Annotated in this window: 22 protein-coding genes and 4 pseudogenes; 10 read left to right on the top strand and 16 right to left on the bottom strand. The window is 71.1% G+C overall.

The genetic code is table 11. The features are described 5' to 3' along the window. Positions 1-142 precede the first annotated feature (142 nt). From ACZ5SK_RS46630 to ACZ5SK_RS46620, 3 genes are all read right to left on the bottom strand, one after another. Entirely contained in the window at positions 143-502 is a 360-nt protein-coding gene (locus ACZ5SK_RS46630) for a hypothetical protein (protein ID WP_468577971.1), read from the bottom strand. 128 nt (positions 503-630) lie between these two features. Beyond that, on the bottom strand, positions 631-1,185 hold the full coding sequence (locus ACZ5SK_RS46625; RefSeq protein WP_468577970.1) for an ImmA/IrrE family metallo-endopeptidase: 555 nt from the start codon (positions 1,183-1,185) through the stop codon (positions 631-633). Positions 1,186-1,196: 11 nt separating this feature from the next. Further along, the gene (locus tag ACZ5SK_RS46620) at positions 1,197-1,568 is read right to left on the bottom strand and encodes a helix-turn-helix domain-containing protein (RefSeq protein WP_334582439.1); all 372 of its coding nucleotides are present in this window, start codon (positions 1,566-1,568) and stop codon (positions 1,197-1,199) included. A 368-nt stretch (positions 1,569-1,936) separates the two neighbouring features. Here ACZ5SK_RS46620 and ACZ5SK_RS46615 point away from each other — a divergent pair, with 368 nt between their 5' ends. Beyond that, a complete protein-coding gene (locus ACZ5SK_RS46615; RefSeq protein ID WP_468577968.1) occupies positions 1,937-2,968 on the top strand; it encodes a nucleotidyltransferase family protein in 1,032 nt (343 codons plus the stop codon). Positions 2,969-3,439: 471 nt separating this feature from the next. Beyond that, the gene (locus ACZ5SK_RS46610) at positions 3,440-3,946 is read left to right on the top strand and encodes a hypothetical protein (protein ID WP_468577966.1); all 507 of its coding nucleotides are present in this window, start codon (positions 3,440-3,442) and stop codon (positions 3,944-3,946) included. A gap of 67 nt (positions 3,947-4,013) precedes the next feature. Here ACZ5SK_RS46610 and ACZ5SK_RS46605 read toward each other — a convergent pair whose 3' ends face one another. Further along, on the bottom strand, positions 4,014-5,192 hold the full coding sequence (locus ACZ5SK_RS46605; RefSeq protein ID WP_334582444.1) for an acyl-CoA dehydrogenase family protein: 1,179 nt from the start codon (positions 5,190-5,192) through the stop codon (positions 4,014-4,016). A gap of 297 nt (positions 5,193-5,489) precedes the next feature. Between ACZ5SK_RS46605 and ACZ5SK_RS46600 the strand changes: the two genes are divergently transcribed. Next, positions 5,490-6,554: a hypothetical protein gene (locus ACZ5SK_RS46600; RefSeq protein ID WP_334582445.1), complete on the top strand. Its 1,065-nt coding sequence runs from the start codon at positions 5,490-5,492 to the stop codon at positions 6,552-6,554. Here the strand turns inward: ACZ5SK_RS46600 and ACZ5SK_RS46595 are convergent. Beyond that, positions 6,535-6,909 carry a four-helix bundle copper-binding protein gene (locus tag ACZ5SK_RS46595; protein WP_334582446.1) on the bottom strand — a complete coding sequence of 125 codons (375 nt, stop codon included), beginning with the start codon at positions 6,907-6,909 and terminating at the stop codon, positions 6,535-6,537. The two genes, ACZ5SK_RS46600 and ACZ5SK_RS46595, sit on opposite strands and share 20 nt — an antisense overlap. Positions 6,910-7,058: 149 nt before the next feature. Between ACZ5SK_RS46595 and ACZ5SK_RS46590 the strand changes: the two genes are divergently transcribed. Further along, complete coding sequence (locus ACZ5SK_RS46590) at positions 7,059-7,427, top strand: DUF6479 family protein (protein WP_334582447.1); 369 nt, start codon at positions 7,059-7,061, stop codon at positions 7,425-7,427. A gap of 114 nt (positions 7,428-7,541) precedes the next feature. On the opposite strand, the gene ACZ5SK_RS46585 is transcribed toward ACZ5SK_RS46590, so the two are convergent. Beyond that, a complete protein-coding gene (locus ACZ5SK_RS46585; RefSeq protein WP_334582448.1) occupies positions 7,542-9,923 on the bottom strand; it encodes an excinuclease ABC subunit UvrA in 2,382 nt (793 codons plus the stop codon). A 235-nt stretch (positions 9,924-10,158) separates the two neighbouring features. Between ACZ5SK_RS46585 and ACZ5SK_RS46580 the strand changes: the two genes are divergently transcribed. Beyond that, the gene (locus ACZ5SK_RS46580; RefSeq protein ID WP_468419037.1) at positions 10,159-12,246 is read left to right on the top strand and encodes a PAS domain S-box protein; all 2,088 of its coding nucleotides are present in this window, start codon (positions 10,159-10,161) and stop codon (positions 12,244-12,246) included. On the opposite strand, the gene ACZ5SK_RS46575 is transcribed toward ACZ5SK_RS46580, so the two are convergent. The 4 genes and pseudogenes from ACZ5SK_RS46575 to ACZ5SK_RS46560 form a co-directional block, all read right to left on the bottom strand. Further along, a complete protein-coding gene (locus tag ACZ5SK_RS46575; protein ID WP_334582450.1) occupies positions 12,230-13,207 on the bottom strand; it encodes an ATP-grasp domain-containing protein in 978 nt (325 codons plus the stop codon). The two genes, ACZ5SK_RS46580 and ACZ5SK_RS46575, sit on opposite strands and share 17 nt — an antisense overlap. Positions 13,208-13,567: 360 nt before the next feature. Next, positions 13,568-13,945, bottom strand: a pseudogene (locus ACZ5SK_RS46570) (phosphoketolase family protein); the annotation flags it as partial. Between the two features lie 184 nt (positions 13,946-14,129). Next, positions 14,130-14,567 carry an RpiB/LacA/LacB family sugar-phosphate isomerase gene (locus ACZ5SK_RS46565; RefSeq protein WP_468158871.1) on the bottom strand — a complete coding sequence of 146 codons (438 nt, stop codon included), beginning with the start codon at positions 14,565-14,567 and terminating at the stop codon, positions 14,130-14,132. Between the two features lie 41 nt (positions 14,568-14,608). Next, entirely contained in the window at positions 14,609-14,791 is a 183-nt protein-coding gene (locus ACZ5SK_RS46560; RefSeq protein ID WP_468158872.1) for a hypothetical protein, read from the bottom strand. Positions 14,792-15,078: 287 nt separating this feature from the next. Between ACZ5SK_RS46560 and ACZ5SK_RS46555 the strand changes: the two genes are divergently transcribed. Beyond that, positions 15,079-17,997 (top strand): glycosyl hydrolase 115 family protein, encoded by a 2,919-nt coding sequence (locus ACZ5SK_RS46555; protein ID WP_468577973.1) that lies wholly within the window; start codon positions 15,079-15,081, stop codon positions 17,995-17,997. Positions 17,998-18,021: 24 nt separating this feature from the next. Beyond that, the gene (locus ACZ5SK_RS46550; RefSeq protein ID WP_468577962.1) at positions 18,022-18,330 is read left to right on the top strand and encodes a hypothetical protein; all 309 of its coding nucleotides are present in this window, start codon (positions 18,022-18,024) and stop codon (positions 18,328-18,330) included. Positions 18,331-18,463: 133 nt separating this feature from the next. Here the strand turns inward: ACZ5SK_RS46550 and ACZ5SK_RS46545 are convergent, their stop codons facing one another. Next, positions 18,464-19,252, bottom strand: coding sequence for a YqjF family protein (locus tag ACZ5SK_RS46545; protein ID WP_361708338.1), 789 nt, complete (start codon positions 19,250-19,252; stop codon positions 18,464-18,466). Between the two features lie 223 nt (positions 19,253-19,475). Here ACZ5SK_RS46545 and ACZ5SK_RS46540 point away from each other — a divergent pair, with 223 nt between their 5' ends. Further along, complete coding sequence (locus ACZ5SK_RS46540; RefSeq protein WP_334582453.1) at positions 19,476-20,006, top strand: hypothetical protein; 531 nt, start codon at positions 19,476-19,478, stop codon at positions 20,004-20,006. A gap of 60 nt (positions 20,007-20,066) precedes the next feature. On the opposite strand, the gene ACZ5SK_RS46535 is transcribed toward ACZ5SK_RS46540, so the two are convergent. The 3 genes and pseudogenes from ACZ5SK_RS46535 to ACZ5SK_RS46525 all read right to left on the bottom strand — a co-directional run. Further along, on the bottom strand, positions 20,067-20,630 hold the full coding sequence (locus tag ACZ5SK_RS46535; protein ID WP_319673232.1) for a hemerythrin domain-containing protein: 564 nt from the start codon (positions 20,628-20,630) through the stop codon (positions 20,067-20,069). A gap of 123 nt (positions 20,631-20,753) precedes the next feature. After that, positions 20,754-20,840, bottom strand: a pseudogene (locus tag ACZ5SK_RS46530) (DUF6766 family protein); the annotation flags it as partial. Positions 20,841-20,883: 43 nt separating this feature from the next. Then, positions 20,884-21,270: pseudogene (locus ACZ5SK_RS46525) on the bottom strand (SDR family NAD(P)-dependent oxidoreductase); the annotation flags it as partial. Here ACZ5SK_RS46525 and ACZ5SK_RS46520 point away from each other — a divergent pair. Further along, complete coding sequence (locus ACZ5SK_RS46520) at positions 21,269-21,592, top strand: antibiotic biosynthesis monooxygenase family protein (protein WP_099938044.1); 324 nt, start codon at positions 21,269-21,271, stop codon at positions 21,590-21,592. The pseudogene ACZ5SK_RS46525 and the gene ACZ5SK_RS46520 overlap by 2 nt on opposite strands. Before the next feature lie 193 nt (positions 21,593-21,785). Here the strand turns inward: ACZ5SK_RS46520 and ACZ5SK_RS46515 are convergent, their stop codons facing one another. Both ACZ5SK_RS46515 and ACZ5SK_RS46510 read right to left on the bottom strand, forming a co-directional pair. Then, entirely contained in the window at positions 21,786-23,477 is a 1,692-nt protein-coding gene (locus ACZ5SK_RS46515; RefSeq protein WP_468577960.1) for an amidohydrolase, read from the bottom strand. 65 nt (positions 23,478-23,542) lie between these two features. Beyond that, a pseudogene (locus ACZ5SK_RS46510) lies at positions 23,543-24,984 on the bottom strand (APC family permease). A gap of 235 nt (positions 24,985-25,219) precedes the next feature. On the opposite strand from ACZ5SK_RS46510, the gene ACZ5SK_RS46505 reads away from it, so the two are divergent. Then, positions 25,220-25,921: a TetR/AcrR family transcriptional regulator gene (locus ACZ5SK_RS46505; RefSeq protein WP_334582455.1), complete on the top strand. Its 702-nt coding sequence runs from the start codon at positions 25,220-25,222 to the stop codon at positions 25,919-25,921. Positions 25,922-26,456 lie beyond the last annotated feature (535 nt).

Here is a 26,456-nt window from a genome sequence, read left to right as displayed (position 1 = left end):
GCATCGCCCGCCTGCACAACCTCACCCTCGCCGGATAGCAGAGAAACGCAGGCCATCCTGCCCGGCAAAGACCAATTACGGGACAACCCTTAGTGGGACAAGATACCGCTCCGGGCTCGATGTTGTGGCAGCCGTGCGGATATCACCCGGAGGCTGCGACCGTCTGTGCAAGCTCAGGAAAGGCTTCTTCCCACACGTCGCGAAGGTGCCGGCTCACCTGCCGTCTCAGTACCGGCCATTGCGCGAGCAGCAAGCCTTTGTCGAGGAAGCTGATCAGATCCTGACGCTGCCCTTCGGCAAGCACGGTTCGATAGAGACTCATGCGCGCCCTGGGCTGCTCGACGGAGAAACTACTGACCCCGGACCAGACCACATGCAGAGGCAGATCGACGACGCCCTGAGAGGGGCCGACGAGCTCATCCAGGGTTCGCGGCAGGCGGCTGCGGTAGCGCGCCCGCAGCACCTCTCCGGGGGAGAGGTCAGCGCCTCCGGCATCTTCCATCAGATGGCCTTCCTCTTTGTCACAGGTCCGAGGGCAAAGGACCTCGAGTCGCATCGTTCCTTTGGGCGATCGGCCTCTCCCACCATCGAGCCCGCAATCTGCCTCTTCTGAGAACCGGTGCAGGGCCTTCAGCTGGCCGATCGGCTTCGGCGGCCGCTGGCGCCGCTCATGTTCATGCGCCAGGTCAACATGCTCCTACTGACTCCGTACCGAAGCATCGCTTCCTCAGGACTGAGTCCACTTCTGGCGATGGACCACGCGGCCTCGTTGGTGATCAGGAGATTGCCGGCCAGCCAGTCCGCTTCTTCTTCGATCTCCCCGTCCCAGTGCCGACAACCGCGGACATCAAGCGCCGGACCGGGCGGATGCATCAGGAGCGCGTGGGCGATTTCATGGTCGGCCGAGCTGTTTTGGCGCCCCGGGTCGTGGGAGTCGTTCACCCAGATCTGCCGCCGTGGCCCCGCATGCACAGTGAGCGCACTCACGGCCTCCTGCTCGGTGGTGAGAAGTCGCTCAATGCGAACGTCATCCGCTATGGCAGAGCTGAATGTCCTGACCGGAATCGCCAAGTGTTCAGCGAGTCGTGCAGGCGCCAACGGGGACGCGGGGTGAAGCCGCAATTCCTTCCGCATCTGCACTGCCAGGCGGTTGGCTTCAGCCTTGAAGCCATGACGCAATGACATAGGGAGCTCCCCTACTCCGGCTGATCAGTCACCAACTGTTTGTAGGCAACGGCGATCAGAGCTTCGAGGGCTTCCGCGGCCTCAGGCGTGAGGTTGCGGTCGCCTCGGAGATGCGTAGCCACCTTGGTCAGCGTGTCCTGACTACGCGGCTCATCGGTCCGACGAACAAAGTCATCCGCGCTCAGATTCGCCCATGTGACAAGGGCCGCGAGACCGTCCACGTCCGGCCTGCGCCCCTGAGCCAACCGCGTCAACGTCGATGCGCTGACGCCGGCTTGCAGGGCTACATCCTTCCAGAGAAGACCCCGCTCCTGACGCGCGTGATCCAGGGCCGTATGAAACGCGACCGCGTCAAACCGTCCTGCTGCATTCCGCTCGCTCATGATCTCCTCCTCTCACCCGCATACTTCCACATCAGGTACCACTTGCGAAAGTCGAAGCAAGGCCATACCGTTCCGGTTGCAAGATCGGCATCGATACCGATCTCGCAACCCGATGGTTCTCATGGCGAAAGACGGTGGCGGCAGGGCTACGAACACCGGCAAGGGCTTCCGTCGCGGCAGCGTCTCCCGACGGAGCCAGCTCCTCAATCCCCGGACCGGCACATGGACGAAGCGAGGCGCGAAGGGCCGCTTCATGGACGGGAAAGAGGGCGGGGCGTCGTTCAAGGGCGTTCGCCGCGAAAAGTAAGACATCTCGCGCTGGTGGGAGACGTCCCCCTCGTCCCCCACCAGCGAGCAAGGAGGTACCGATGGTTCGCAAAGAGTCCCTTGCACAGCTCCTCGACGAAGGACGCCGCAAGATCCAGGTGACCGACGAGGAACTCGCCGAGGCCAAGCGCCGACGACGACTCCTGGCCACGTCCGTACGCCGGGTCTTCCCTGGCTCCACCACCTACTTCAACGGGAGTGTCGCGCACGGCGACGCCAACACACCCCTCACCGACGTCGACCTCGGCGTGGTCCTCACTGCCAAGGACGCCGGGCCGTACGGCCCGGACAGGAAGAGCGCCCTGACCTTGATGGAGATCGCCCGCGACGCGATCCGCGAGGACCTCGGCGACGAGTTCCCGAAGCTCACCATCGAGGTCGTCGGCCGCCGCCGAGCCGTACTCGTCCGCTTCGGCGACCCAGTCACGCCGGGACAGGACGACTTCACCGCAGACGTGATGACCGCGATCCCGCACACGTCGGGCCGCGGGCTGTACATCCCGAACACGAAGATCGCGGCTGAGTGGGACCGCGCGGACCCGATCACCCACACGCGGATGGTGCTCCAGGCCATCGACGACACCAACGTCGTTTTCGCCCGCGCCGTCCGGCTGCTGAAACACTGGAACGACACCCACAGCAAGCCCATGTGCTCTTGGAACATCAAGGCCCTCTGCCTCGGCTGTCTCGACGGCCCCATGCCACTGATCAACGCGCTGCAGGTCTTCTTCACCTACGCGGCGGACGAGATCGACAAGGCCCCGACGCCCGACCCGGCCAAGGTCGCCGGCCCGATCCCGCTCAACATGCCACGAAGCGAGGTACATAAGCGGCTCTGCACCGCGCGGAAGTACATCGACCTGGCGATCGAGCACGAGAAGGCCGGGCGGCCGCTCAGCGCCCAGAACGCCCTGCATCAGGTGCTCCCGGAACTCGTCCCGGACGTGAACGCCACGGAGGAGGAAGCCGACCGCCTAACGAGGACCGCTCGCTCGGGTGGTACGGCCCTCTCCGGGCTGGGGCTGGCCACCGGGCTGATCACTCCGACCCAGCCTCGGGCCTGGGGTGAGTGACGCCATGCCGACCTGGTACGGGGCCCAGCCAGTCTGGTGGGCCCCACTCGAACGGGACGCCCGGCGACACTTCGGTGACAAGCTCCGCCACACGTACCACCGCGGCTCACTGACATACGAACTCACCGGGCTCGAAGTCATAGGCGAGCCCGACCCCGTCGACATCCAGATCCGCTTCTACACGGACCCTCCCTACTCGACGTACGGCCAACGGCCCGAGGATTTCCCGCGCGTCCACGCCAAGCCCGGGGCCCGATCGAAGCACCGGTACTCATCCGACGACGCCCTCTGCCTCTGGTATCCACTCGATCCGGACGAGCGTCGATGGACGAGTTCCAGAGGGCTTCTGGACCTCATCGAGATTGTCCGCACACACTTGTTCCTCGAACACTACTGGCGGCTCACCGGCGGTGAGCAAGGCGGCCAGTGGCTGATGGAGGATGTCCCTCACGGCATCCCGGGGAGTGAAGTGTGCAGGTCGTCTCGGCGGCACAAACGACAGACAGCGGCTGGACCTGGGCCCAGACAACCGCACTGATCGTTCCGTGTGTCGCCCTCTTCGGTGCCTTTCTGACCTACGCCCTCAACCAGCGGGCCGTACGAAGGGAACGCCGGGCCAAGACCTTCGCCGAAGCGCTGACGGTGGTCGAGGACTACCTGGAGATGCCGTACCGCATACGGCGCCGCCCCGAATCCTCGTCCGCCGTACGACAACAACTCACCGACGAGGTCAGCAGCCTGCTGGCACGAATGGCCTTCTACCAGGCATGGCTCCAGATCGAGGCCACAACCGTCGCGGGCCCCTATGCAGCCCTCGTGGCAACGGCACGAGCCGAGTCCGGCGCGCAGATGAGCCTCGCCTGGCAGCAGCCACCGATCACCACCGACAGCGGTATGAACCTCGGAATCCCGTACCCCCGGGACCGGTCGAACGCGGCCCGGGCCACCTGCATCGACGTGATGCGCCGTCACCTGTGAGAACGGACGTGATCTTGGTGCCAACTATCCATCTTTTGTGCCAACTATAAATCCTCGTCACACGACGTTACCGCCGTACCCGCGGCATCCCCAGCCCGATCCACGAGATGATCTCCCGCTGGATCTCGTTGTTGCCGCCGCCGAAGGTGAAGATCACGGCGGAGCGGTAGCCGCGTTCGAGCTCGCCGTGGAGCACGGCGCCGGCCGAGCCCTCCTGGAGTGCGCCGGGGGCGGCGACGATCTCCATCAGCCAGGCGTAGGCGTCCCGGCGGGCCTCGGAGCCGTAGACCTTGACGGCGGAGGCGTCCTGCGGGGTGAGGGTGCCGTTCTGCAGGGCGCCCACCATCTGCCAGTTGAGGAGCTTGAGCGCGTCGAGCTTCACATGGGTCTGGGCGAGCCGGCGGCGCACCCACGGCAGGTCGACGACCCGGCGGCCGTCGGCGAGTTTGGTCTCCGTCGCCCAGCGCTGTACGTCGTGCAGGGCGCGGATGGCCATGGTGCCGTGCGCGGCGAGGGTCACGCGCTCGTGGTTGAGCTGGTTGGTGATCAGCCGCCAGCCCTGGTTCTCGGCGCCGACGCGCCTGCTGACGGGTACGCGGACGTTCTCGTAGTAGCTGGCGGTGGTGTCGTGGGAGGCGAGGGTGCGGATGACCGTGCAGGAGTAGCCCGGGTCGGTGGTCGGCACGAGGAGCATGGTGATGCCCTTGTGCGGCGGGGCCTCGGGGTCGGTGCGCACGGCGAGCCACACCCAGTCCGCGGTGTCGCCGTTGGTCGTCCAGATCTTCTGCCCGTTGACGACGTATGCGTCGCCCTCCCGGACCGCGCGGGTCTTGAGGGCGGCCAGGTCGGTGCCCGCGTCCGGCTCGCTGTAGCCGATGGCGAAGTCGATCTCGCCGGCGAGGATCTTCGGCAGGAAGTACGCCTTCTGGTCGTCGGTGCCGTAGCGCATGATCGTCGGTCCGACCGTGTTCAGCGCCATCAGGGGCAGCGGGACACCGGCCTGCGCGGCTTCGTCGAAGAAGATGAACTGCTCGATCGGGGTGAGTCCGCGTCCGCCGTACTCCTCGGGCCAGCCGACGCCGAGCCAGCCGTCGTCGCCGAGGCGGCGGATCGTCTTGCGGTAGAAGCGTTTGGCGGCGACGGGGTCGGTGTGCCGGGCGTAGGCGTTGTCGGGCACCAACTCGGCGAAGTACGCGCGCAGTTCGGTGCGCAGCCGCAGCTGCTCGGGCGTGTGGTCGAGGTGCACGGCGCCTCCTGGCTTCCCAAGGCCGGTGTCCTGACGGCGCACACCGTAGAACGTGTTGCAGAAATTGGGAATGGCGGGGCGGGAAGAGGCGCGGGACGGATCTCCTCCCACCAGGATGTCCTCCCATGACGGTTGAAGGACTCAAGGCGCCGCTGGAGCGGGCGGGGCTCGAGATCGCGCAACCCTGCTGGACCGAGGGCCCGTTGCCGCCCCGCGCGGCCTGGGGTCGGATCGCCGCGGCCGGGACCGCGCCCGCGGTCATTCTCCGGGCAGCGCAACTGGACGCGGGTCCGACTCGTGCCCGGCTGGGGGTTGGCGGGCGCGCTGGGCGAACCGCCGGACGGACGGCCGCAGTTCGTCGCCATGGCGGTCGGCGGAGACACCGTGCTCGGGGTGACCGGCAGTGGGGGCGAGGTCCGGATCACGGCCGTGGACCGGATCGCCGAGCGGATCGCGGCCGAGGCGCGGGCGGCCGTCCAGGATACTCCGCGCGCGCGGGCCCAGGCCTGGGAGTCGCTGTTCGAACGGCCGTCGGCTCAGCTGCGCACGCACTGGGCCAACGGACTCAGCGGCAACCCGGCCGCCCCGGACGACGTACGGGTGGCTCTGCTGGACGCGTCGAGATATCCGCTGTACCGGGCCCAGTCGACGGCGGTTGTGGAGGCGGCCATGACGCGCACCGACTGGCGGACGCGCGAGACACTGGCCGAGTTCCAGCCGAACCTCACGCCGGAGCAGCTGGGCCGTCTGATCCTCGCCGAGCAGGCGCCCGGGCGCCGGGCGGGGCTCGGCCGGATCGCCTGGCGGCGGCGCATGGAACTGCCCGCCGTCACCTCCGAGCGGCTCGCGGCCGACCCCTCCGCCTCCCGCGCGGCTGCTCCTGTCGGTGTGGCGCTGGTGGACCGGGAGCCTGACCCGCCCCGACCGTCCGCACGGCCACCCCAACTTCCCCCGCACCGACCTGCTCCGGTACGCCGACGATCCGAGCCCCTGGATGTGCCGGCTCGTTCTGGACGACCCGGACGCGACGGCCGAACTGGTGGAACGGGCCGGCCGGGACGGCAGAGAGGAGGTCTGGGCACGGGCCGCGGGCGGCCCCCCGGCTGGCGGCCGCCTCGGCGGTACGGCTCCTGGGCGACCCGTACACCGCCGTCCGGGACGCGGCCGGCCGGCACCCGGGGCTGCCCGCACGGGTCCTGGTGGGACTGCTGCGGGACACCGGGACCACGGAGCAGGCGGCCCGGCATCCGGGCCTGCCTGCCTGCCCGTGCCGGTCGTCCGCCGGATGCTGCACGAGACACGCGAGCCGGGCGTCGTATGACGAGCCGGTCGGAGCGGTTGCTCAGACCAGCGTCGCGATGAAGTCCGTACAGGTTTCGGCGCAGGCACGGCAGGCGGCCGCGCTCTCCTCGGTTCCCGGGTACTTGTCGAAGACGTGTGCGCACTCCAGGCAGACGGTCCGGCACCACTCCAGCTGGGCGCGGATGCCGGCCTCGTCCATGCTGCTGTCCTCGGACAGCACGCGGCAGGTCGCGTCGCACACCTCCGCGCACATGATGCCCTTGCGTCGGACAAGTTCTTGTTGTTCGGTCCCGTCCGGATCCACGAGGCTCGCGCGCAGCGCACAGGCTCGCGCACACTCGGTGCACGCCTGGGCGCAGGCGAAACGGTCCTCCAGGAACCGGAAGAGTTCCTGTTGGGATGTCGTCGAAGTCACGTCTGGCGGGTAGCCGGTAGGGGCGGCGCCAAACCAGGCCGTCTCGTCTCTCCGGCTTTCGCCGAACGCCGAACGCGAGGTTCCGCGGACGGAGAGTCACTGGCGTTGAGTGGCGGGTTCATGACCCGTTGCGGGGGTATTCGCCTGATATGACTACCAACGCAAGCCTGCAGCTGGCCGCCGCGAGCGGCTTGCTCAGCCTTGGGCTGTTCGTGGTCGGCCTGGCCGTCGTGGCCGTGCTGGCCGGCAGCTTCTGGCTGGGCGCGCGCGTCAAGTCGCGCGAGCCGGCCCGGCCGCGCCCCGAGGAACAGCCGCACCTGCCTCCGGGTGGGGCGGTGCACGAGGTCCGTGAGAACCGGGAACCCGACGAGGTGCCTCGGATGCCGGAGGGCGGCCGTCCCCTCACGCCGTACGAGCTGACCAACATGCAGACCCGGCCGAGCACCGACAAGAAACGGCCGCGCTGGAGCCGCGGCAGCAGCGGCTCGTTCGGCGGGGGCGGTCTGGGCGCCCACTGAACCGGCGCCGGCGACTCCCTCTCCCTCTCCCTGCCTCTTCCACTCCCCCGGCCCCGCAGGCCCCTCAGGCCTGCGGGGCCTTTCGGCGTCAGGTGCCCGGCCTCGGCGGGGTCGTCAGGCGCCGACGTAGGCCGCGAGGTGGTCGCCGGTGAGGGTGGAGCGGGAGGCGACGAGGTCGGCGGGAGTGCCCTCGAAGACGATCCGGCCGCCGTCGTGGCCGGCGCCCGGGCCGAGGTCGACGATCCAGTCGGCGTGCGCCATCACCGCCGGGTGGTGCTCGACGACGATGACCGACTTGCCGGAGTCGACGAGCCGGTCGAGCAGGCCGAGCAGCTGCTCGACGTCGGCGAGGTGAAGGCCGGTGGTCGGTTCGTCGAGGACGTAGACGCCGCCCTTGTCCGCCATATGGGTCGCCAGCTTGAGCCGCTGCCGCTCGCCGCCGGACAGCGTGGTGAGCGGCTGGCCGAGGCTGAGGTAGCCGAGCCCGACGTCGGCGAGCCGGCCCAGGATGCGGTGCGCGGCCGGCGTGCTCGCCTCTCCCGCGCCGAAGAACTCCTCGGCCTCGGTCACCGACATCGCGAGCACCTCGCTGATGTCGCGTCCGCCGAGGTGGTACTTGAGGACCGACGCCTGGAACCGTTTGCCCTCGCACTCCTCGCAGGTGGTCGCGACGCCCGCCATCATCGCCAGGTCGGTGTAGATCACACCAGCGCCGTTGCAGGTGGGACAGGCGCCCTCGGAGTTGGCGCTGAACAGCGCCGGCTTCACACCGTTGACCTTCGCGAACGCCTTACGGATCGGGTCGAGCAGTCCGGTGTACGTCGCCGGGTTGCTGCGTCGGGAGCCGCGGATCGCGCCCTGGTCGACCGACACCACGTTCTCGCCGGCCGGGATCGACCCGTGCACGAGCGAGCTCTTGCCGGATCCGGCCACGCCGGTGACCACGCAGAGCACGCCCAGCGGGATGTCCACGTCGACGTCCCGCAGGTTGTGCGCGCTCGCGCCACGGATCTCCAGGGTGCCGGTGGACCTGCGCACCGTCTCCTTGACGGAGGCCCGGTCGTCGAGGTGGCGGCCGGTGATGGTGCCTGCGGACCGCAGGCCCTCGACGGTGCCCTCGAAGCAGACGCTGCCGCCCGCCGTACCGGCGCCGGGGCCGAGGTCGACGACATGGTCGGCGATGGCGATCGTCTGCGGCTTGTGCTCCACGACGAGGACCGTGTTGCCCTTGTCCCGCAGCCGCAGCAGCAGGTCGTTCATCCGCTGGATGTCATGGGGGTGCAGGCCGATGGTGGGCTCGTCGAAGACGTAGGTGACGTCGGTGAGGGAGGAGCCGAGATGACGGATCATCTTGACGCGCTGCGCCTCGCCGCCCGAGAGCGTGCCCGAGGGCCGGTCCAGCGAGAGGTAGCCGAGGCCGATCTCCGCGAACGAGTCCAGTGTGTGCTGGAGCGCGGTGAGCAGCGGCGCCACCGAGGGGTCCGTGAGGCCGCGGACCCACTCGGCCAGGTCGGTGATCTGCATCGCGCAGGCGTCGGCGATGCTGACGTCCTTGATCTTCGACGACCGGGCGCCCTCGCTGAGCCGGGTGCCGTCGCACTCGGGACAGACGGTGAACGTCATCGCCCGCTCCACGAACGCGCGGACGTGAGGCTGCAGCGCGTCGAGGTCCTTGGACAGCATCGACTTCTGGATCTTCGGGATCAGACCTTCGTACGTCAGGTTGACGCCTTCGACCTTGATCTTGGTCGGCTCCTTGTGCAGGAGGTCGTACAGCTCCCTCTCGGTGAACCCGCGGATCGGCTTGTCCGGGTCGAAGAACCCGCAGCCGGTGAAGATACGGCCGTACCAGCCGTCCATGCTGTAACCGGGGATCGTGAGCGCACCCTCGTTGAGCGACTTGGAGTCGTCGTAGAGCTGGGTGAGGTCGATGTCGGAGACGGTGCCGCGGCCCTCACAGCGGGTGCACATGCCGCCGGTGCGGGAGTAGGTCGCCTTCACCGCCTTCTTGGCGCCGCGCTCGACGGTGATCGCACCGCTGGCCCGGACCGAGGCGGTGTTGAAGGAATAGGCGCTGGGCGGGCCGATGTGGGGCTGTCCGAGCCGGCTGAAGAGGATGCGCAGCATCGCGTTGGCGTCGGTGGCGGTGCCGACGGTGGAGCGGGGGTCGGCGCCGATCCGCGACTGGTCGACGATGATCGCCGTCGTCAGCCCGTCGAGCACGTCGACCTCGGGCCGCGCCAGCGTCGGCATGAAGCCCTGTACGAAGGCGCTGTAGGTCTCGTTGATCAGCCGCTGCGACTCGGCGGCGATCGTGTCGAAGACCAACGAGCTCTTGCCCGAGCCGGAGACCCCGGTGAACACCGTCAGGCGGCGCTTCGGGATCTCGATGCTGACGTCCTTGAGGTTGTTCTCGCGCGCGCCGTGCACCCGGATCAGACCGTGACTGTCGGCGACGTGCTGCGCAGGCGGCGGCGTGTCCGTGCTGTTGACCATGCTCAATCGTCTCCCCATCTGTCCCGCGGGACCGGCCGCGCGGTCTCCGTCGGCGTCGCCTGCTCGAACTGACGACCCACGCTATCCGCGGCCCCGGGGCGAGCGCTTCTCGAATCCTGACCGGTTCCGTGCCGCTCAGGTTCGGACAGGGAGCGGACAGTAAACGACAACGCGGGGCGGGGGCGGGCCGAAGGCGCTGAGATGGCCTGATTCGTCGTGCGGGATGAGGTGGAAGATGGCCGACGTGATGCGGGCGGAACCGGCGCGGCGCGCGGGGTCTGGGGCGGGCGCCTCGCAGCAGAACGTGAAGCAGGACGTGCAGCAGAACGTGCAGCAGAACGTGAAGCCGGGCGTCAGGCAGGGCGGCAGGCAAGGCGTGCGGCAGGGCGTTCGACAGAGCGTGAAGGACAAGCCCGAGCAGAAACGGTGCGCCTGTGGGGCGCCCGCGCCGGAGGGCGTCGTGGGCGGGGCCGAGGAGCGGTTCCGGGGGCTTCTGGAAGCGGCGCCGGACGCCATGGTCATCGTCGACGACACGGGCATCATCAAGCTCGTCAACGCCCAGACCGAGGCCCTGTTCGGGCACGGCCGCGAGGAACTGCTCGGCCGTCCGGTCGAGTTGCTGATCCCGCACCGGTTCCACGGCCAGCACACCGTGCACCGGCGCGGGTACACCGCCAACCGCCAGGTCCGTCCGATGGGCGCCGGACTCGAACTGCACGGCCTGCGCAAGGACGGCACGGAGTTCCCCGTCGAGATCAGCCTGAGCCCCCTGGAGACCAGGGACGGGCTGCTGGTGTCCGCCGCCGTGCGCGACGTCAGCGACCGCAAGGCGGCCGAGGCGCGCATCAACGAGCTCGCCGCGCTCGTGGAGTCGTCCCAGGACGCGATCCTCGCCAAGACCCTCGACGGGTACATCACGTACTGGAACACGGCGGCCCAGCGCCTGTACGGCTACACCGCCGAGGAGGCGATCGGCCGGCATGTCTCGATGCTGGCCCCGCCGGAGCTGCGGGGCGAGGTCCGTGAGCTGCTCAAGCGGCTGCGGCACGCCGAGAAGGTCGAGCACTACGAGACGCTGCGGCTGACGAAGACCGGGGCGCTGCTGGACGTGGACGTCACGCTGTGGCCGACCCGGGACACGCACGGCACCGTGGTCGGGACGTGCGCGATCGTGCGGGACATCAGCGACCGCAAGCGCGCGGAGGCCGAGCTCACGGCCCTGTACGAGCAGCAGCGGCACATCGCCCTGACGCTGCAGCGCAGTCTGATGGGCACTCCGCCGGCCCTGCCGGGTCTGGCCACCGCCAGCCGCTACCGGCCCGCCACCCAGGGCGCGGGGGTGGGCGGCGACTGGTTCGACCTGATTCCGCTGGGCGCCGACCGGGTGGGCGTGCTGATAGGCGATGTGATGGGCCGCGGGCTCGAAGCCGCCGCGGTGATGGGCCAGTTGAGGTCGGCCGCGCATGCGCTGGCGAAGACCGGGATGCAGCCACGGCAGTTGATGCGCGCGCTGGACACCTGTGTCGCCGACCTCGACGTGCCCGACCAGCTCGTCACCTGCTGCTATCTGGTGATCGCCCCGGACGCGGGCACGGTGACGGTCTGTTCGGCGGGGCATCTGCCGGTGCTGGTGGCCGGGGCGGGCGACGGCGTGAGCGCCCTGCCCTGTCCGGTCAACGCCCCGCTCGGCGTGGGCGACGTCGTGTACGAGCAGTCCAGTTCGGAGATACCGCCGGGGGCCACGCTGGTGCTGTACACGGACGGCCTGATCGAGACGCCGGGCAGCGACATCGAGGTACGGATCGATGAACTGACCGTGCTGCTGGAGGAGTTGTTCGTCGGCACGCCGTGTCTGGAGGCAGCGGCGGACCATGTCCTCGCGGGTCTGCTGCCGGACGCCGACGGCCACAACGACGACGTCACCCTGCTGCTCGCACAGTTGCCGGCCGCGCCACTGGCCGCCGTCACCACCCATCTCCCGGCCGTCCCGGCGTCCGTGCCGGAGGGGCGTGCCTTTCTGCGCAAGGCGCTGACCTCGTGGAACTGCGCCGACAGCGCCGAGGACGCGCTGGTGCTGCTGTCGGAGACGCTGACGAACGCCGTCCAGCACGCGCAGGGCCCGGTCGGCCTGCATCTGCACCGCACGGCCACCGATCTCACCGTCGAGGTGAGCGACCGCAGCCCGCAGCTCCCCCAGCCGCGCCTGGCGGTCGAGGGCGAGGAGTCGGGCCGCGGTCTGGTGCTGGTGCGTGCCCTCGCCGCCAGTTGGGGGGTGCGGCCGACGGACGAGGGCAAGACGACGTGGTTCACGCTGAGGCTGTGAGCCCCCGGGGCGGGCGGTCGCAGGCCAGGGCGAGAGCGTCCAGGTGTGCCTGGACGTAGGGCACGGCCACGGCGTGCAGTTCGAGCTCGCCGTCGACGAACGCGGGCTGGACGTTCACCTCGAAGACGACCCCGCCGTTCTCCACCGCCAGGTCGACGCCGGCGAAGGGCAGTCCGACCGACGCGGTGGCGGCGACGGCGAGTTCGGCGAGCCGGGGATCGAGGTCCGGCGGGGCGATGTGGACGGCGGTGGCGCCCTGGCAGGTGTTGCAGGGGGTGTCGGTCGCGGGCTGGAGGTGCTCGCGGGCGTGTACGACGCGGTCGCCGAGGACGAACACACGGAACTGGTGACGCAGGCCGTCGGCGGTGATGTTGCCCGCGTCGCGGGACAGGAGCCAGTCGGTGCCGCGTTCGGCGTAGTAGGCGGCGGCGTGCTCCAGCTGGGCGGGGGTGGTGACATGGAAGGTGTCGTTGCCGCCGGTGCCGACGACGGGCCGGGCCCAGGTGTCGCGGCCGAGCCGGTCGAACGTGCCGGCCGCCTCCCGCAGGGAGGGCCGGGACAGCACCGCGGTCTCCATCTGGGCGACGCCGTCCCGGTGGAAGCGTTCGACGGTGAGGTTCTTCTCGGTCGCGGTCCGCCAGGCGTCGGGGCCGGCGGCGAGCGTCACCACGTCGTGGCCCTCCAGGAGCTCCTGGAAGCCGGCGAGGGCCCGCCGGTGATGCGGCGGGATCTCGTAGAGCAGGACGACGTCGGGCACGAAGTCCAGCCGCTCTTCGGGGACTTGCAGCCGTAACCGGCCTCCGTCGCGGATGCCGCGGCCGGTGCCGCCGGTCGCGAAGTGCCGGGAGTCGATCCGGACGGGCGGTGCGCCGGTGAGCAGTTCGACGGCCTCGGCGAGGTACTCACGGCACCCTTCGGGCGAGGTGGGGTCGGCGATCAGGGCGATGCACGGTCGGGACACAGCGGCCTCCAGTGGCTCTCGACGCGCGCTCGTACCGCGGGCGGCCCTCGCGCGGCCCGAGCGGTGTCATGGATGGTGCCTGTCGCGCGGGTGGTCGTCGCACGCGTCGCCCTGGGAGCCGCACGGTGTGCGGGGCCGTCCCGGGTCCGGCCGGGCGCCGGGCGGGGACGAGGACGACTGGTGACCACAGGGGGTGGGACGGGGCCCAGCCTCGCCGGATCCGCGTGCAGGGCTGGCCGACCACTGTAGGCACCGGGCGGCAGGCCGTACCAGGGCGCACGACGCCCCGTCTCCTGCCCCGCCTTCTGCGCCGTCCGCCCCGTTCCGTGCGCCCTGCCCGGCCACGGGTGAGCTGCCGTCTCAGGCGTCCCAGGCCCGCTCCGCAACCTCCGGGAGGTCGGTGCCGTGGACCCGGATCCAGTCATGGTGGCGCAGTCGCGCGTCCTGCATCCGCCGGCGCACGGCGGCGGCGCGCACGGCAACCTCCGGCAGGGTGCGGCGCAGCAACTGGGCGGCGGCCAGCACCTCCTGGGTGGGCACGTCGCCCGCGCGGGCGAGGACCGCGTCGGGTTCGCGGGCGCCGTTCTCGGTGCCGGCCCAGTCCCCGACGCCGGCGCCGCGCGCGCAGTGGACGCGGGCCTGGTCCATGGTCAGCCAGTCGAAGCAGGGCTGCTTTCCCGCCACCATCACGTTGACGTAGTCGCGGCTGCGCAGGGCGTGGTCGGCCACGGACAGCAAGAGGGCGCACCACCGCCCGCCCTCGGGTTTCCACCACCGAGCCAGCCGAGCCCGCCGGGCTAATCGAGCCCGTCAAGCCCGCCGAGGCCGTCACGGGCGTCACGGGCGTCACGGGCGTCGAGCCAATCGAGGCCGCCAAGCCGCCGAGGCCATCGAGTCAATCGAGGCCGCCAAGCCCGCCGGGCTAATCGAGCCCGGCGATGTGGGCCACGTTCTGCCGGTCCTCGGCGTCCTCGCTCGGCTCGGCGGCGAACCAGGCGTCAAGGATCTCCTTCAGCAGCGGCTCGGAGGTCAGGCGCAGACCGAGGGCCAGGACGTTCGCGTCGTTCCAGCGGCGGGCGCCGTCGGCCGTGTAGGCGTCGGTGCACAGGGCGGCCCGGACGCCGGACACCTTGTTCGCGGCGATCGACGCGCCGGTGCCGGTCCAGCAGCACACCACGGCCTGCTCCGAGGTCCCGTCGGCCACGTCCCGCGCCGCCGCCTCCGAGCACACCGCCCAGCGGGGATCGTCGCCGGGGCGCAGCGCGCCGTACGGCACCACGTCGTGGCCGCGGCCGCGCAGCTCCGCGACGAGGGCCCGCGCCACTGGTTCGTCCATGTCCGAGGAAACGGAGATCCGCATGTCGGGGAGCCTACTGGGCCCCCGGAACGACGGCTACGCGGTCACCCCGGGGACCCCCACGCCCCGCCCGTGAGCCCGACCGGGTTGGCGCCCGGGAGGATCCCGGAGTCCGGGACGGTCCGGGCGAGCGGTTCGAGCAGGCGGGCGAGGCGGGCGGTGGCGTCGGAACCCCGGACCGCGACCCGCACGCCCGGCCGTGACTGGCCGAGCCGACCGCGCGTCATGCCACCACCCCCGCCACCCCGCGCCGCCCCGCGCCGCCCCGCCCGGGCCGTCATCGGCGAGGCGCGGGGCGAGTTCCCGTCGTTCGCGGAGGACGTCGACGCTCTGTGCCGGTAGGGCCGGAGCAGGCGGTGCACGGTTATGGACGCCACGGTCGGCGCTGACCTAAGGTGCGCGGGAAAGCGCTTTCTAGCATGGTCATGCCACTGCCTAGTCGGGAGCGTCGATGCCGCACACCGCACCACAGGATCCCTCGCCCTCATGGTCCCGCAAGGCGTTTCTCCAGGGCATGACGGCCGTCGGGCTGGCCCCGCTGCTGCCCGCGGTGCTTCCGGCGGACGCCCACGCCGTGTCCGGCGCCCGACGAGCCTTCGACCTGGTGCGTGACGGCGTCGCCGTAGACGTGTTCGTGGACGCGGCCGACGATCCGGCCGTGGTCCGCGCGGCCGGGGACCTCCAGGCCGACGTGGAGCGGGTCGGCGGGGTGCGGCCCGCGTTGCGGCGCACCCTGCCGGAACGGTCAGCGGCGCTGGTCCTGGTGGGCACGCTGGGCGCGAGCCCGGTCATCGACCGGCTCGTCGCGCAGGGGCGGCTGGACGTCGCGCGGGTCAGGGGGCGCTGGGAGGCCTCCGTGACCCAGGTGGTGGAGCGTCCGGCCCCCGGGGTGGACCGCGCGCTGGTGATCGCGGGCAGCGACCGGCGCGGCACGGTGTACGGGGTCTACGACACCTCGGAACGCATCGGCGTGTCGCCCTGGTACTGGTGGGCCGACGTACCCGTGGAGCGGCGGGACGCCGTCACGGTGCCGGCGGGCCCCTTCGTACGGCGGGAGCCGTCCGTCCGTTACCGGGGTGTCTTCCTCAACGACGAGCAGAACCTGACCACTTGGTCGCACCGCACCCAGGAGCCGGACAAGAACATCGGCCCGCAGACGTACAAGCGCTTCTTCGAGCTGCTGCTCCGGCTCAAGGCCAACTACCTGTGGCCGGCCATGCATCCGTACTCGGACTTCTTCAACAAGTACCGGGAGAACCCCGAGCTCGCCGACCGCTACGGCATCGTCGTCGGCTCCAGCCACCCGGAGGCCCTGCTGCGCAACGGCGTCCACGAGTGGGATCCGTGGGCGCAGGAGCACCGGGGCGCCGACGGCAGTCTGCCGGTGTACGACTACACGGTGAACCCGGGCGTCATCTCCGACTACTGGAGAGCCCGGGCCCGGGAGAACGCGGCGTACGAGAGCAGTTGGACGATCGGCATGCGCGGACTGCACGACTCCGCGCTGGAGACGAAGAACGCGACCACGATCCCGGAGAAGGTCGTGGTCATGAACGACAGAATCGCCGACCAGCGCCGGATCCTGGCCGAAGAGGTCGGCGCGGCGGCCGAGCCGCAGATCTTCATCCCGTACAAGGAGGTCCTGGACCTGTACAACGCGGGCGTCCAGGTCCCCGACGACGTCACGCTGATCTGGCCGGACGACAACCACGGCAACATGCGCCAGCTGCCCACCGAGGCGGAGCGCGCCCGCCCGGGCGGCAACGGGATCTACTACCACCTCTCCTACTGGGGCCGCCCCCGCAGCTATCTATGGCTGGACACCACCCAACTCGCCAAGATCTGGCAGGAGTTGCGCCGGGTGTACGAGCACCGGGCCGACCGGATGTGGATCTTCAACGTCGGCGATCTCAAGTCGATCGAAACCGGTCTGTCCTTCTCCATGGACATGGCCTGGGACGTGGACCGGTGGGACGCCGACGACGTCGAGGGCTTTCTCGCGGAGTGGTACGGGCGGCAGTTCGGGCTCCGGCACGCCCGGGAGATCACCGCGCTCCGCACCGAGTACTACCGTCTCGCGGCCGAGCGGCGCCCCGAGTTCATCGACCGGAACATCTTCTCCGTGGTCCACCACGGGGACGAGGCGGGACGCCGCATGGCCGCCTACGACCGGCTGCTGGAACGCACTGTGGCGCTGGGCGCCGAACTCCCGGCGGCTTGCCAGGACGCCTTCTACGAACTCCTCCAATACCCGGTGCACGGCGCGTACTTGATGAACCTCAAGTACTACTGGGCGGATCGCAACGCCCTCGCGGTACGGCAGGGCCGCGGCGCCGGGAGCAACCGTTTCGCGGACCTCGCCGAAGCCGCGCACGCCCAGGAGGCGGCGCTCACCAAGCGGTACAACACCAAGGTGGCGGGCGGGAAATGGGACGGCTACATCAATCCGTACCCCTCGCAGATCCCGAAGGCGCCGGGCCGGCCGGCGGTCACCAGGGTCGCCCGGCAGGAGACCTCGGGGCTGGGGGTCGCCGCCGAGGGCAACGAGACCGGCGCGCAACGGCCGTTGTCGTTCTCCTCCGCCACCCGGGACCGGCGTTTCGTCGATGTGTTCAACACCGGGTTCCTCGCCGTCGATTGGGCTGCTCAGGCCGACCGGCCCTGGGTGCGGCTGAGTGCGACGGGCGGCTCGCTGACCGAACAGGTCCGGGTGTGGGTCGAGGTGGACTGGGCTCGGGCCCCCGAGGGCACGCACGACGCGACGGTGGCCGTCACGAGTGGGGGGCAACGTTTCGAGGTGCCCCTGAAGGTGGTCAACGACGGGGAGCGGGCACGCAGGCGGGCGCGCGGGTTCGTCGAAGCGGGCGGGTACGTCTCGATCGACGCCGTGCACACCGAGCGCCGGGTGGCCCGCGGCGGGGCCCGCTGGCGGACGGTGCGCGGGCTCGGCCGGCGCGGCGCCGCCGTGGAGGCCGTGCCGTCGACGAGGGCGCCGGTCACCGTCGATCTCGCCGCGCGGGCACCGGAGTTGAGGTATCGGGTGCGCTTCAGCAGCACCGGCTCGTTCCCCGTCACCGTCTTCCGGCTGCCGTCGCTCGACGAGCGCGGTGCGCGACGGCTGGCCCTCGCCCTCGACGACCAGCCGCCCGTCGTCCTGTCGGGGCAGGCCGTCGCCACCGGCAACCGCGGTGACGCCTGGGCGCGCAACGTGGAGGAGGGCATCGAGAAGCTCACCACGACGGTGACCGTCGGCGAACCCGGCGAGCATGTCCTGCGGGTGTTCATGGTCGACCCGGCGATCGCCGTGGACCAGATCGTGATCGACACCGGCGGGCTGCCGGCCGCCGCCTATCTCGCGCCGCCCGAGAGCTACCACCCGGTGTTCAACCCCGAGCCGGACCCGGGCCCGGGCCTGGCCGCCCCCGACCAGTAACCGACCTCATGGGAACGGCCGCCGGTGTTCGTCGCGCGCGCCGCCCCGCAGGAGCCGGGCCGGCCGGGCAAGGAGGCACGGGGTCACCCGGCCGTCCCGATCACCCGGCCGTCCCGGTCACCCGGCCGTCCCGGTCACCCGGCCGTCCCGGTCACCTGGCCGCCGCGGTCACCCGGCCGCCGCGGTCACCCGGCCCTCGTGGTCGCCTGGCCGTCCCGGTCACCCCGCCGCCGCGGTCACCCGGCCCTCGTGGTCGCCTGGCCGGCCGACACCCTCGCCGGGTTCGGCACCGGGCTGGAGCCCGGCTCGCTGTGCTCCTGTCCGGCACGATGACCGGCGCGCCGTTCGTCGACGCCGGTCTGCACGTCGAGGCGCGATCGGCGGCATCGGCAGCGTGTCGCGGTGACGTTCGCCTGATCCGTCCCGTCCGTGAGCGGACCGGTCAGGTCAGGGGTCGGAATGCCGGTCAGGGGGTCGGAATGCCGGCCGGGCGGTTCGGACGGGCGGGGCGGTCGAAGCGGGCCGGGACGCCGGGCGAGCAGAGGACGCTCACCGGCTCCCCCGCCGGCTTCGGCAGACCGGCCGCCACCACCAGGTCCTCCTGGCACTCCACGAGTTCCGCCCGGTGCAGCGGCCAGCGCGGATGGGCGTTGGGCAGGTACATCGGCCGGCCGAAGAAGGCGCTGTGCATACCCCAGCGCGCGGTCAGGAAGTGCTCCAACGCGGTGGGTTCCGAGATCCGCTCGCCCACCCGCACGGTGAGCCGGCTGCGGACACCGCGGGGGCCGGGCCAGCGGCGGCGGCTGGTGTACGTGACGGTGTCGCCGTCGGCGTCGATCGCCATACGGGACCACACGTACGGCAACCGGAAACCGATCCGCGCCACGGCCACCGGCAGCAGGCGGGAGGCGTCCAGCGACCGGAAGACCACGCCGCGCCGCCCCTGTGCGTCCACCGAGTAGAGACGGACGTTCGTCTCGGGGAAGGACCCCAGGTAGGGGACGCCCGGGAGACGGAACCAGCCCACGCGGTGCATCCGGAACGCGACCAGACCGACGTAGGTGACGCCGTCCAGGGTGTCCGGGACCGTGCCGGGCGGCAGCAACGCCGCCACATCGGCCGGGTCCGCGGCCCAGTGGAGGAAGGCGAGGTCGAGCCAGGACTGGGTGAGCAGCGGGCGCGCTATGGCGTCCGGCGCGTCAGGGGTTATGGGGTGCGGGGTGGCCAGGTCTTGTGGCTGTGGTGTCGACGGCACCGCGCCAGTATCACCGCCGGCGCCCCGGCGCGGCCCCGCGCCGTGGCCCGTGGCCGGGAACTGTGGCTGAGACCACGTCGACGGTGAGACCGGGACCGTGTCCTCCCGGGGAGCCGCAGGCTACGGTTCAGGAGACCCCGAAGCACGATGGCTCGCACCTCGCCGCTTCGTCACCTCGTCACCTTGTTGCCTCGTCACCTCGCCGAAGATCCCGGACGGCCCCGTGCTCGCAGACCTCTCCCCGCTCATAGCCGCCACCACCGAATGGCTGACCCGGGCCTATCCGGCCAGCGGCGGCGCACTCGCCCACGCCCTGTGCGAGGCGCAGGCCCGCCAGGCGGTGACCGTCGCGGCCTATCTGCGCTATCCGACCGCCACGGACGCCGCGCTGGTCGGCTTGGTGGGCCCCGGCGGCTCGGCCCGGCTGGACTGGACCAGCGCCCCGGCGGACCCGGACGCCGACGGGGACGGGGACGACTCGGCCTGGCGCAGCTGGGTGGACGAGGTCGTGGCGAGCTGGGCGGCCTGCCTGCTCACCGACGCCGGACTCGCCGCGGGAGCGGTGGCCGGTCTCACCGGAGGCGACCACACGCGCGGTGCGCCGCCGGACTTCCGTCGCCTGGTCTCCCCCGACGACCGTGACCGCCAGGCCGCGGCACTTCTGCGTCATCCCGACCTCGTCGCCCCCGTGGCCGCCCTCCACCACCCCCAGCTCCTCGCCCGCCTCGGCCGAGGCCAGGCCCTCACGGCCTGAAGCCCCGACGATCCAGCCAGGCACCCGGCCGACAACAGCGCCGACCTGGCCGGGGCGGGGTCAGGCGTGTTTGCCTCGGCCTGTCAGCGTGTCACGGAGCCGGTCGACCAGGCCCGCGCCCGGGGACAGCAGCTTGTTGGCCGGGGGCTTGTCCGGGGCGGCCGGGTGGGGACGCGTCGGGGCGGTCTTCTTCGCCCTGCGGACCTTGTCGCCGAGGTCGTCGAGCGCGTCCGCCGGGCACGTCGCGAGCAGCCTGGGGAACAGGTTCTGCTCCTCGTCGACCAGGTGCTCGCGGATCTCCCGCATCAGCATGCCGATGAGCCGGTCGAACTCGGGATCGTCCGGCTCGCGGGCTTCCAGGTCCTTCATGATCTGCTCGGCCCGCGCATGGTCCGCGAGTTCCTTGTCGGCCAGGGCCGCGCCGCCGGGCAGGTGCTCGCGTACGGCCGGGTAGAGGTACTCCTCCTCGGCCACCGAGTGCCGGACCAGCTCCATCGTGGCCTGGTCCGCGTACAGCTTGCGGTTCTTGGCGCCGGACGGCAGCGCCTCGATCCGTCCGAAGAGCTCCTCCACCTCTCGGTGATCGGTCACCAGCTCGTCGATGACGTTTCCACCATGACCCATGTCCTTCGCCTCCAGCCTCAGCGCGACGGCCCGGGAGCGGGCCCGCCAGGCCCCGAGTGCCCCGCATCGAGGGGTCGACACGACACGTCCGCGGGGGGGTCCGCCCACCACGCCGGTGGCGTCGTGGGCGGCTCCGACCGGCTTCGGCTCCGGTGAGCCCCGCTGCCGCAGGTAGATCGACAGCACCGCCATCGAGGCGACGGCCGACAGTTCGGACTTGGTTCGGACTGTCAGTTCGGGACCGTCCGCCGAGCTGCGCGACCAGGCCGCGGCCCTCGGCTTCGAGGATGTCGGCGACGACCACGTGGGCGCCCTCCGTCGCGAGCAGCCGTGCCACGGCGGCGCCGATGCCGCGGGCTCCGCCGGTGACGATCGCCACCCGTCCGTCGAGACGTCCCACGCTGACCTCCTGAGCCAGGGCTCGACCTCGCCACAAGCATCTGCTGAGGTGTCCCGCCTCGCAGTTCCTGATGACCCATAAGGCGTCCCCGGTCCCCCTCCCCCTCTCCCCCTCCCTCCCCTCCTTCTCCTTCTCCCTCCCCTCCTTCTCCCTCCCCTCCTTCTCCTCCTTCTCCTTCTTCTCTCCCGCGCCGGGGGTGGTGCGCGGGAGCGGGGGCGGTGGCAGGCAGGATGGGATCATGAGCGTAGTCAAGATCAACGTACTGACCGTCCCGGCGGAGCAGCGGGAGACCCTCGAGAAGCGGTTCGCCGCACGCGCCGGCGCCGTGGAGAACTCCGACGGCTTCGAGTGGTTCGAGCTTCTCCGTCCGGTCGAGGGCACCGACACCTACCTCGTCTACACGCGGTGGCGTGACGAGGAGTCGTTCCAGGCGTGGCGGGACGGCCCGATGCAGGGGGCGCACCGGGGCGGCGCGGAGGGGGACCGCCCCAAGCCCGCGGCTTCCGCCGCCACGCTGTGGTCCTTCGAGGTCGTCCAGCAGGCGGCGCCGAAGGGCGAGTAGTCCGTACGACGGCGGGTGGTCGCGGTGGCGTCCACCCGCCGGGGGGCGGTCCGTCAGCCGTGAGGTCGTGCCCGATGCCGGTGTCGCGGGTCGCGAAGGTCCCCCATCGGCCGGTACCGGCGTCCCGGCGCTGCGGCGCGGTGCGGTGCGACCGACTGCACCCGGGGGTTGGTGCTTCCGGCCGAGTCGGGCGTCAGGCGTCGGGGGCCGCGTGGACGCGTTCCCCCGCCACGAAGGTCTGCAGGACCCGGGTGGCGGCGATCTCCTCGGGCGGGCCCGTGAAGGGGTCCCGGTCGAGGACGACCAGGTCGGCGGCCTTGCCGACGGTGATGCTGCCGGTGAGGGCGTCGAGGTGGTTCACGTAGGCGCTGCCCGCCGTGTACGCGGCGAGGGCGGCGCCGAGGTCGAGGCGCTGTCCGGGCAGGAACTCCGGGGTGCCCTCGGGTGCGTCCGGGGAGACGCGGTTGACGGCGACGTGGATGGCCTGGAGCGGGTCGGGGCTGCTGACCGGCCAGTCGCTGCCTGCGGCGAGGGTCGCTCCCGCGCGCAGCAGATCACCGAAGGGGTACTGCCGGGCGCCGCGTTCGGGGCCCAGGAACGGCAGGGTGAGTTCATCCATCTGGGGTTCGTGGGCGGCCCACAGCATCTGCAGGTTGGCGGTGGCACCGAGCGCCCGGAAGCGTCGTACGTCGTGGGGGTGGACGACCTGGAGGTGTGCCAGGTGGTGGCGGGTGTCGCGGTGGCCGTTGGCGGTGCGGGCGGCCTCGACGGCGTCGAGCGCCTCGCGCACCGCGCGGTCGCCGAGGGCGTGGAAGTGGACCTGGAAGCCGAGTGCGTCGAGTTCGGTGACGTACTTCCTCAGCTCGCCGGGTTCGACGAAGCTGATGCCGCTGCCCCCCGAGGAGCAGCCGCAGCCGGTGAGATACGGGTCGAGCATCGCCGCGGTGTGGTTCTCGGCGATGCCGTCCTGCATGATCTTCACCGTGCCGGCGCGGAACCTGTCACCGCTCAACTCCTCGCGCCGCGCGGCGAGTTCGGGGGTCTGCTCGGCGCCGCGTTCGCGGTCCCACCACAGCGCGCCGACGACGCGGGCGGTGAGCAGTCCCCGCTCCAGTGCCGCGCGGTAGGAGGGCGCGGGGTCGGTCATGTTGGCGTAGGCGCCGACGATGGCGTCCTGCCAGGCGGTGACACCGTGGGAGTGCAGCACGGCCTGGGCGCGCAGCAGGGCGGCCAGCTGATCCTCGGGCGTGGGGGCGGGCACGAGCCGCCCCACCAGATGGACGGCGCCCTCCTGGAGCATGCCGGTCGGGTTGCCGTCGGCGTCGCGTTCGATGCGGCCGTCGGCGGGATCGGGGGTGCGGGCGTCGATGCCGGCCCGCTCCAGCGCCCGGGTGTTGACCCAGGCGCCGTGGTGGTCGCGGTTGGGCAGGAAGACGGGCCGGTCGGGGACGATCGCGTCCAGGGCCGCGGCGGTGGGGGCGCCACCGGGAAACGCCTCCAGGGACCAGCCGCCGCCGGTGATCCATTCGGCGTCCGGGTGGTCGTCGGCGTAGGCCCGGATCCGCCGCAGGTACTCGGCAGGGTCGACGGTGTCGGCGAGATGGCACAGGCCGAGTTCCAGGCCTGCGCCCTGCGGGTGGACGTGGGCGTCCTGGAAACCGGGCAGCAGCAGTTTCCCGGCGAGGTCGACGACCTCGGTGCCCGGCCCGATCAGTGCGTGCACCTCGTCGTGGCCCACGGCCGTGATCCGCCCGCCGTGCACGGCCACGGCGGTGGCCCGGCTACGGGCGGGATCGACGGTGTGGACGGACCCTCCGGCGAGGACGAGATCGGCGGGACCGGTGGCCTGCGGCTGCGACTGCGACTGCGACTGCGACTGCGGCATGGGAGCTGACTCCGTGGTGGGGGTGTGAGTGGGGCCGGGGAGCGGGTCGGGGCGGACGGGCGCTCTCAGACGGCCGTGCGGTCCATGGGCAGGGCGATCGCCTCGGCGTCGGTGCCGCTTCCGCTGCTGAAGTACAGCGACCGGCGGACGTATTTGGCCACCGCGGCCATCCCGAGCCCGGCGAGGACGGTGACGGCGGGCAGGGAGAACATGAACCACCCGTTGTCGGGGCTCAGTTCGAAGTGGTCGCTCTTGGTCAGGTAGGAGTATCCGAGATAGCAGCCGAGACCGAGCAGCACCAGACCGGACACGGCCGGCACGCCCACGGCGAGCAGCGCCGTACGGAACCCTTCGCGGCGGTCGGGCCAGAAGCGGACGGCGCACGCGAGAGCGGTGAGACCGTAGTACAGGGCGACGAGCAGGCCGATGGAGTTGACGGCGGCCAGCAGCATGTCGCTCAGCCGCGGGATGGCGACGGCCAGCAGGGCGATCACGAAGGCGATCGACAGCACGGCGACGGTTCCGGCGGCAGGGGTGCCGTACCGGCGGTGCACCCGGGTCCACAGCGGACCCATGGTGCGGTCCCGGCCCATCGCGAGCAGCCCGCGCGCCGTGGGGATCAGCGTGGACTGGACCGAGGCGGCGGCCGAACACATCAGGGCGACCACGGGCAGGGTGGCCCAGGGCTCGGCGGCCAGCTTCTCACCGAGGTACGGCAGGGCCTGCGGGCCGTTCTTGATGAGTTCGGGCAGGCTCATCTCCCGCTGGAAGGCGACCGAGGCGAAGAGGAACAGTCCGAGCATGGCGGACAGGGCCATCAGGCCGCCGCGGGCCGCGTCGCCCGGGCTCTTCGTCTCCTCGTTGACGCTGAACGCCGCGTCCCAGCCCCAGAAGAAGAACACGGCGAGGACCATGCCCTGGGCGAAGGTGGTGCCGTCCGTGATCTCGAAGGGGTTGAACCAGGAGAGGGAGAAGGACTGCTTGCCGGTGATCAGGGCCCAGCCGCAGAAGCCCAGCAGCACGGCGTACTCGAAGACCAGCAGCACGAACTGGAAGCGGGTGGTGGCGCGGGTGCCGGTGACGGCGAGAGCGGTGAGGCCGAGCAGAAGCACCAGCCCGACGGCCGTGCTGACGCCGGTGGACGACGGATCGAGGGCGATGCCCGCCACGGAGCGCAGGCCGGCCTTGTTGGCGAAGATCAGGACGACGGAGAGCCGACGATGGTGACCCACCCGGTCAGAAAGCCGGGCCAGGGCCCGAGGGTCTTGCCGACCCAGGTGTAGCCGTTGCCGCAGTTGGGTTCCGAGCGGTTGAGGCGGGCGTAGGCGGTGGCGATGCCCAGCACGGGCAGGAAGGCGAGGAGCAGCAGCGCCGGGGCCTGCAGACCCACGATGGTGGCGATCGTGCCCATGCCGATGGCGATGCTGGTGGTGGCGGCGGTGCTGGAGGCGGCGATGGCGACACCGTCGACGACGCCGAGGGAGCGGCGCAGTGGTGTGGATGACATGGAAGGCTCCTCGCGGGGAGGGGAGGCGGGAAGAGCCGCGCGGGACTGTGATGGAACACCTGACCTTCGCGTTGCGTCAATCCTGTTGACATAAGGCGTCCGGGGCCTCTTCACTGCGGGTACGCGGTGCCCGCGGCCCCAGCGGCCCCACGACCCCGGCGATCCCAAGCAGTCCCGATAAGTCCCAGGAAGTCCGAAGCCGTCCGAAGCCGTCCGAAGCGACAGGAGCCCCGGCATGACCACCCGAGTCCCGCAGGAGCGCAGTCGCCGACGACCCACCCGCTCGGGGGTCCTGCTGTCGGAGGGCCTGATCGTGGAGACCGCCCTCAGGCTGATCGGCGAGCACGGTCCGGAGGCGCTCGGCGTGCGCCGGCTCGGCACCGCCCTGGGCTGCGACCCCAGCGCCCTCTACCGCTACTTCCACGGCACCGACGATCTGGTGCTCGCCATCGCCGACCGCATCATCGGCGACGCCATGGCGGGGTTCGCCTCCAGGGGCGACTGGGTGGCCGACCTGCGCGAGATGGCGCTGCGGGTCCGCGCCGGATACCTCGCCCACCCGCGCGCGGCGGCCTTCGCCTCGTACCGGGTGACCCGGCGCGAGAACGAGATCCGCGCCGTGGAGACCGGGGTGGGCCTGCTGCTGTCCGCGGGCTTCGAACCGGCCGAGGCGACGCGCCTGTACCTGACGTTCATCGACACCGTGCTCAGCCATGCCGCCATGGACGCCGCGTTCCATGCGCTCCCGCGACAGCAGCGCGAGGCAGACCTCCGCGCATGGCGCGAGGTCTACCAGGGGCTGGACCCCGCTTCATATCCCGCACTGACCACCGTGCGCCAGGAACTGCACGCCATGGGGAGCAGTTCCTTCGAGGAGGCGGTCGACCTCCTGCTGGAGGCGCTGGCAGCCCGGGCCCTTCGCCGACCGCACGCGTGACCCGCGCGTCTGTCGAAGCCGGGACCTGACCCCGCGGGATCCGGTCGGCGAGCTTTTGTTGGAACGTCCTGACATACCTGTTGACATCCCTCGTGGGCGGCTCCATAGTCATGCCACTAGAGCGCGCTACTAACGCGCTCCAGTCACCGGAAACGCGTGGTCCACATCCAAGACCGCTCCCTCCATGACCGCTACAGCCATCACCTCATCGACAGCACAGCAGGGGCATCCATCCGACGCCCGCCCGCTTCCCGGGCCGGGGCAGCTTGCTCCGACAAGGTCCAGGGCGCCCACACAGCTCGCCCTCGGCGTGTCGCTCTCCACCACGGATGCTCTCCGCTCTTCTCCCACCCCAACCGCACAGCGAGGTGCAAGGGACATGCACAGACACCACCGAGCCGCCACTTTGACCGCCACCGCCCTGGTGGGCGTCCTGTTCGCCGCGGGCTGTTCCAGCAGCTCCGGCGGCAAGAAGTCCGAAGAGGGCACCGCCGACGCCTCCGCGGGCAAGGCCACCACCCCCCGCATGACCGTC

Source organism: Streptomyces sp. NPDC031474, from assembly GCF_055581185.1.
This window is presented reverse-complemented; position numbering and strand designations above follow the sequence as displayed.

Excerpts from the sequence above, each read along its gene's own strand:
- ACZ5SK_RS46630 (WP_468577971.1), bottom strand. The coding sequence starts at position 502 with ATGGAAGATGCCGGAGGCGCTGACCTCTCCCCCGGAGAGGTGCTGCGG.
- ACZ5SK_RS46625 (WP_468577970.1), bottom strand. The coding sequence starts at position 1,185 with ATGTCATTGCGTCATGGCTTCAAGGCTGAAGCCAACCGCCTGGCAGTG.
- ACZ5SK_RS46620 (WP_334582439.1), bottom strand. The coding sequence starts at position 1,568 with ATGAGCGAGCGGAATGCAGCAGGACGGTTTGACGCGGTCGCGTTTCAT.
- ACZ5SK_RS46615 (WP_468577968.1), top strand. The coding sequence starts at position 1,937 with ATGGTTCGCAAAGAGTCCCTTGCACAGCTCCTCGACGAAGGACGCCGC.
- ACZ5SK_RS46590 (WP_334582447.1), top strand. The coding sequence starts at position 7,059 with ATGACTACCAACGCAAGCCTGCAGCTGGCCGCCGCGAGCGGCTTGCTC.
- ACZ5SK_RS46585 (WP_334582448.1), bottom strand. The coding sequence starts at position 9,923 with ATGGTCAACAGCACGGACACGCCGCCGCCTGCGCAGCACGTCGCCGAC.
- ACZ5SK_RS46580 (WP_468419037.1), top strand. The coding sequence starts at position 10,159 with ATGGCCGACGTGATGCGGGCGGAACCGGCGCGGCGCGCGGGGTCTGGG.
- ACZ5SK_RS46565 (WP_468158871.1), bottom strand. The coding sequence starts at position 14,567 with ATGCGGATCTCCGTTTCCTCGGACATGGACGAACCAGTGGCGCGGGCC.
- ACZ5SK_RS46560 (WP_468158872.1), bottom strand. The coding sequence starts at position 14,791 with ATGACGCGCGGTCGGCTCGGCCAGTCACGGCCGGGCGTGCGGGTCGCG.
- ACZ5SK_RS46555 (WP_468577973.1), top strand. The coding sequence starts at position 15,079 with ATGACGGCCGTCGGGCTGGCCCCGCTGCTGCCCGCGGTGCTTCCGGCG.
- ACZ5SK_RS46535 (WP_319673232.1), bottom strand. The coding sequence starts at position 20,630 with ATGGGTCATGGTGGAAACGTCATCGACGAGCTGGTGACCGATCACCGA.
- ACZ5SK_RS46520 (WP_099938044.1), top strand. The coding sequence starts at position 21,269 with ATGAGCGTAGTCAAGATCAACGTACTGACCGTCCCGGCGGAGCAGCGG.
- ACZ5SK_RS46515 (WP_468577960.1), bottom strand. The coding sequence starts at position 23,477 with ATGCCGCAGTCGCAGTCGCAGTCGCAGTCGCAGCCGCAGGCCACCGGT.
- ACZ5SK_RS46505 (WP_334582455.1), top strand. The coding sequence starts at position 25,220 with ATGACCACCCGAGTCCCGCAGGAGCGCAGTCGCCGACGACCCACCCGC.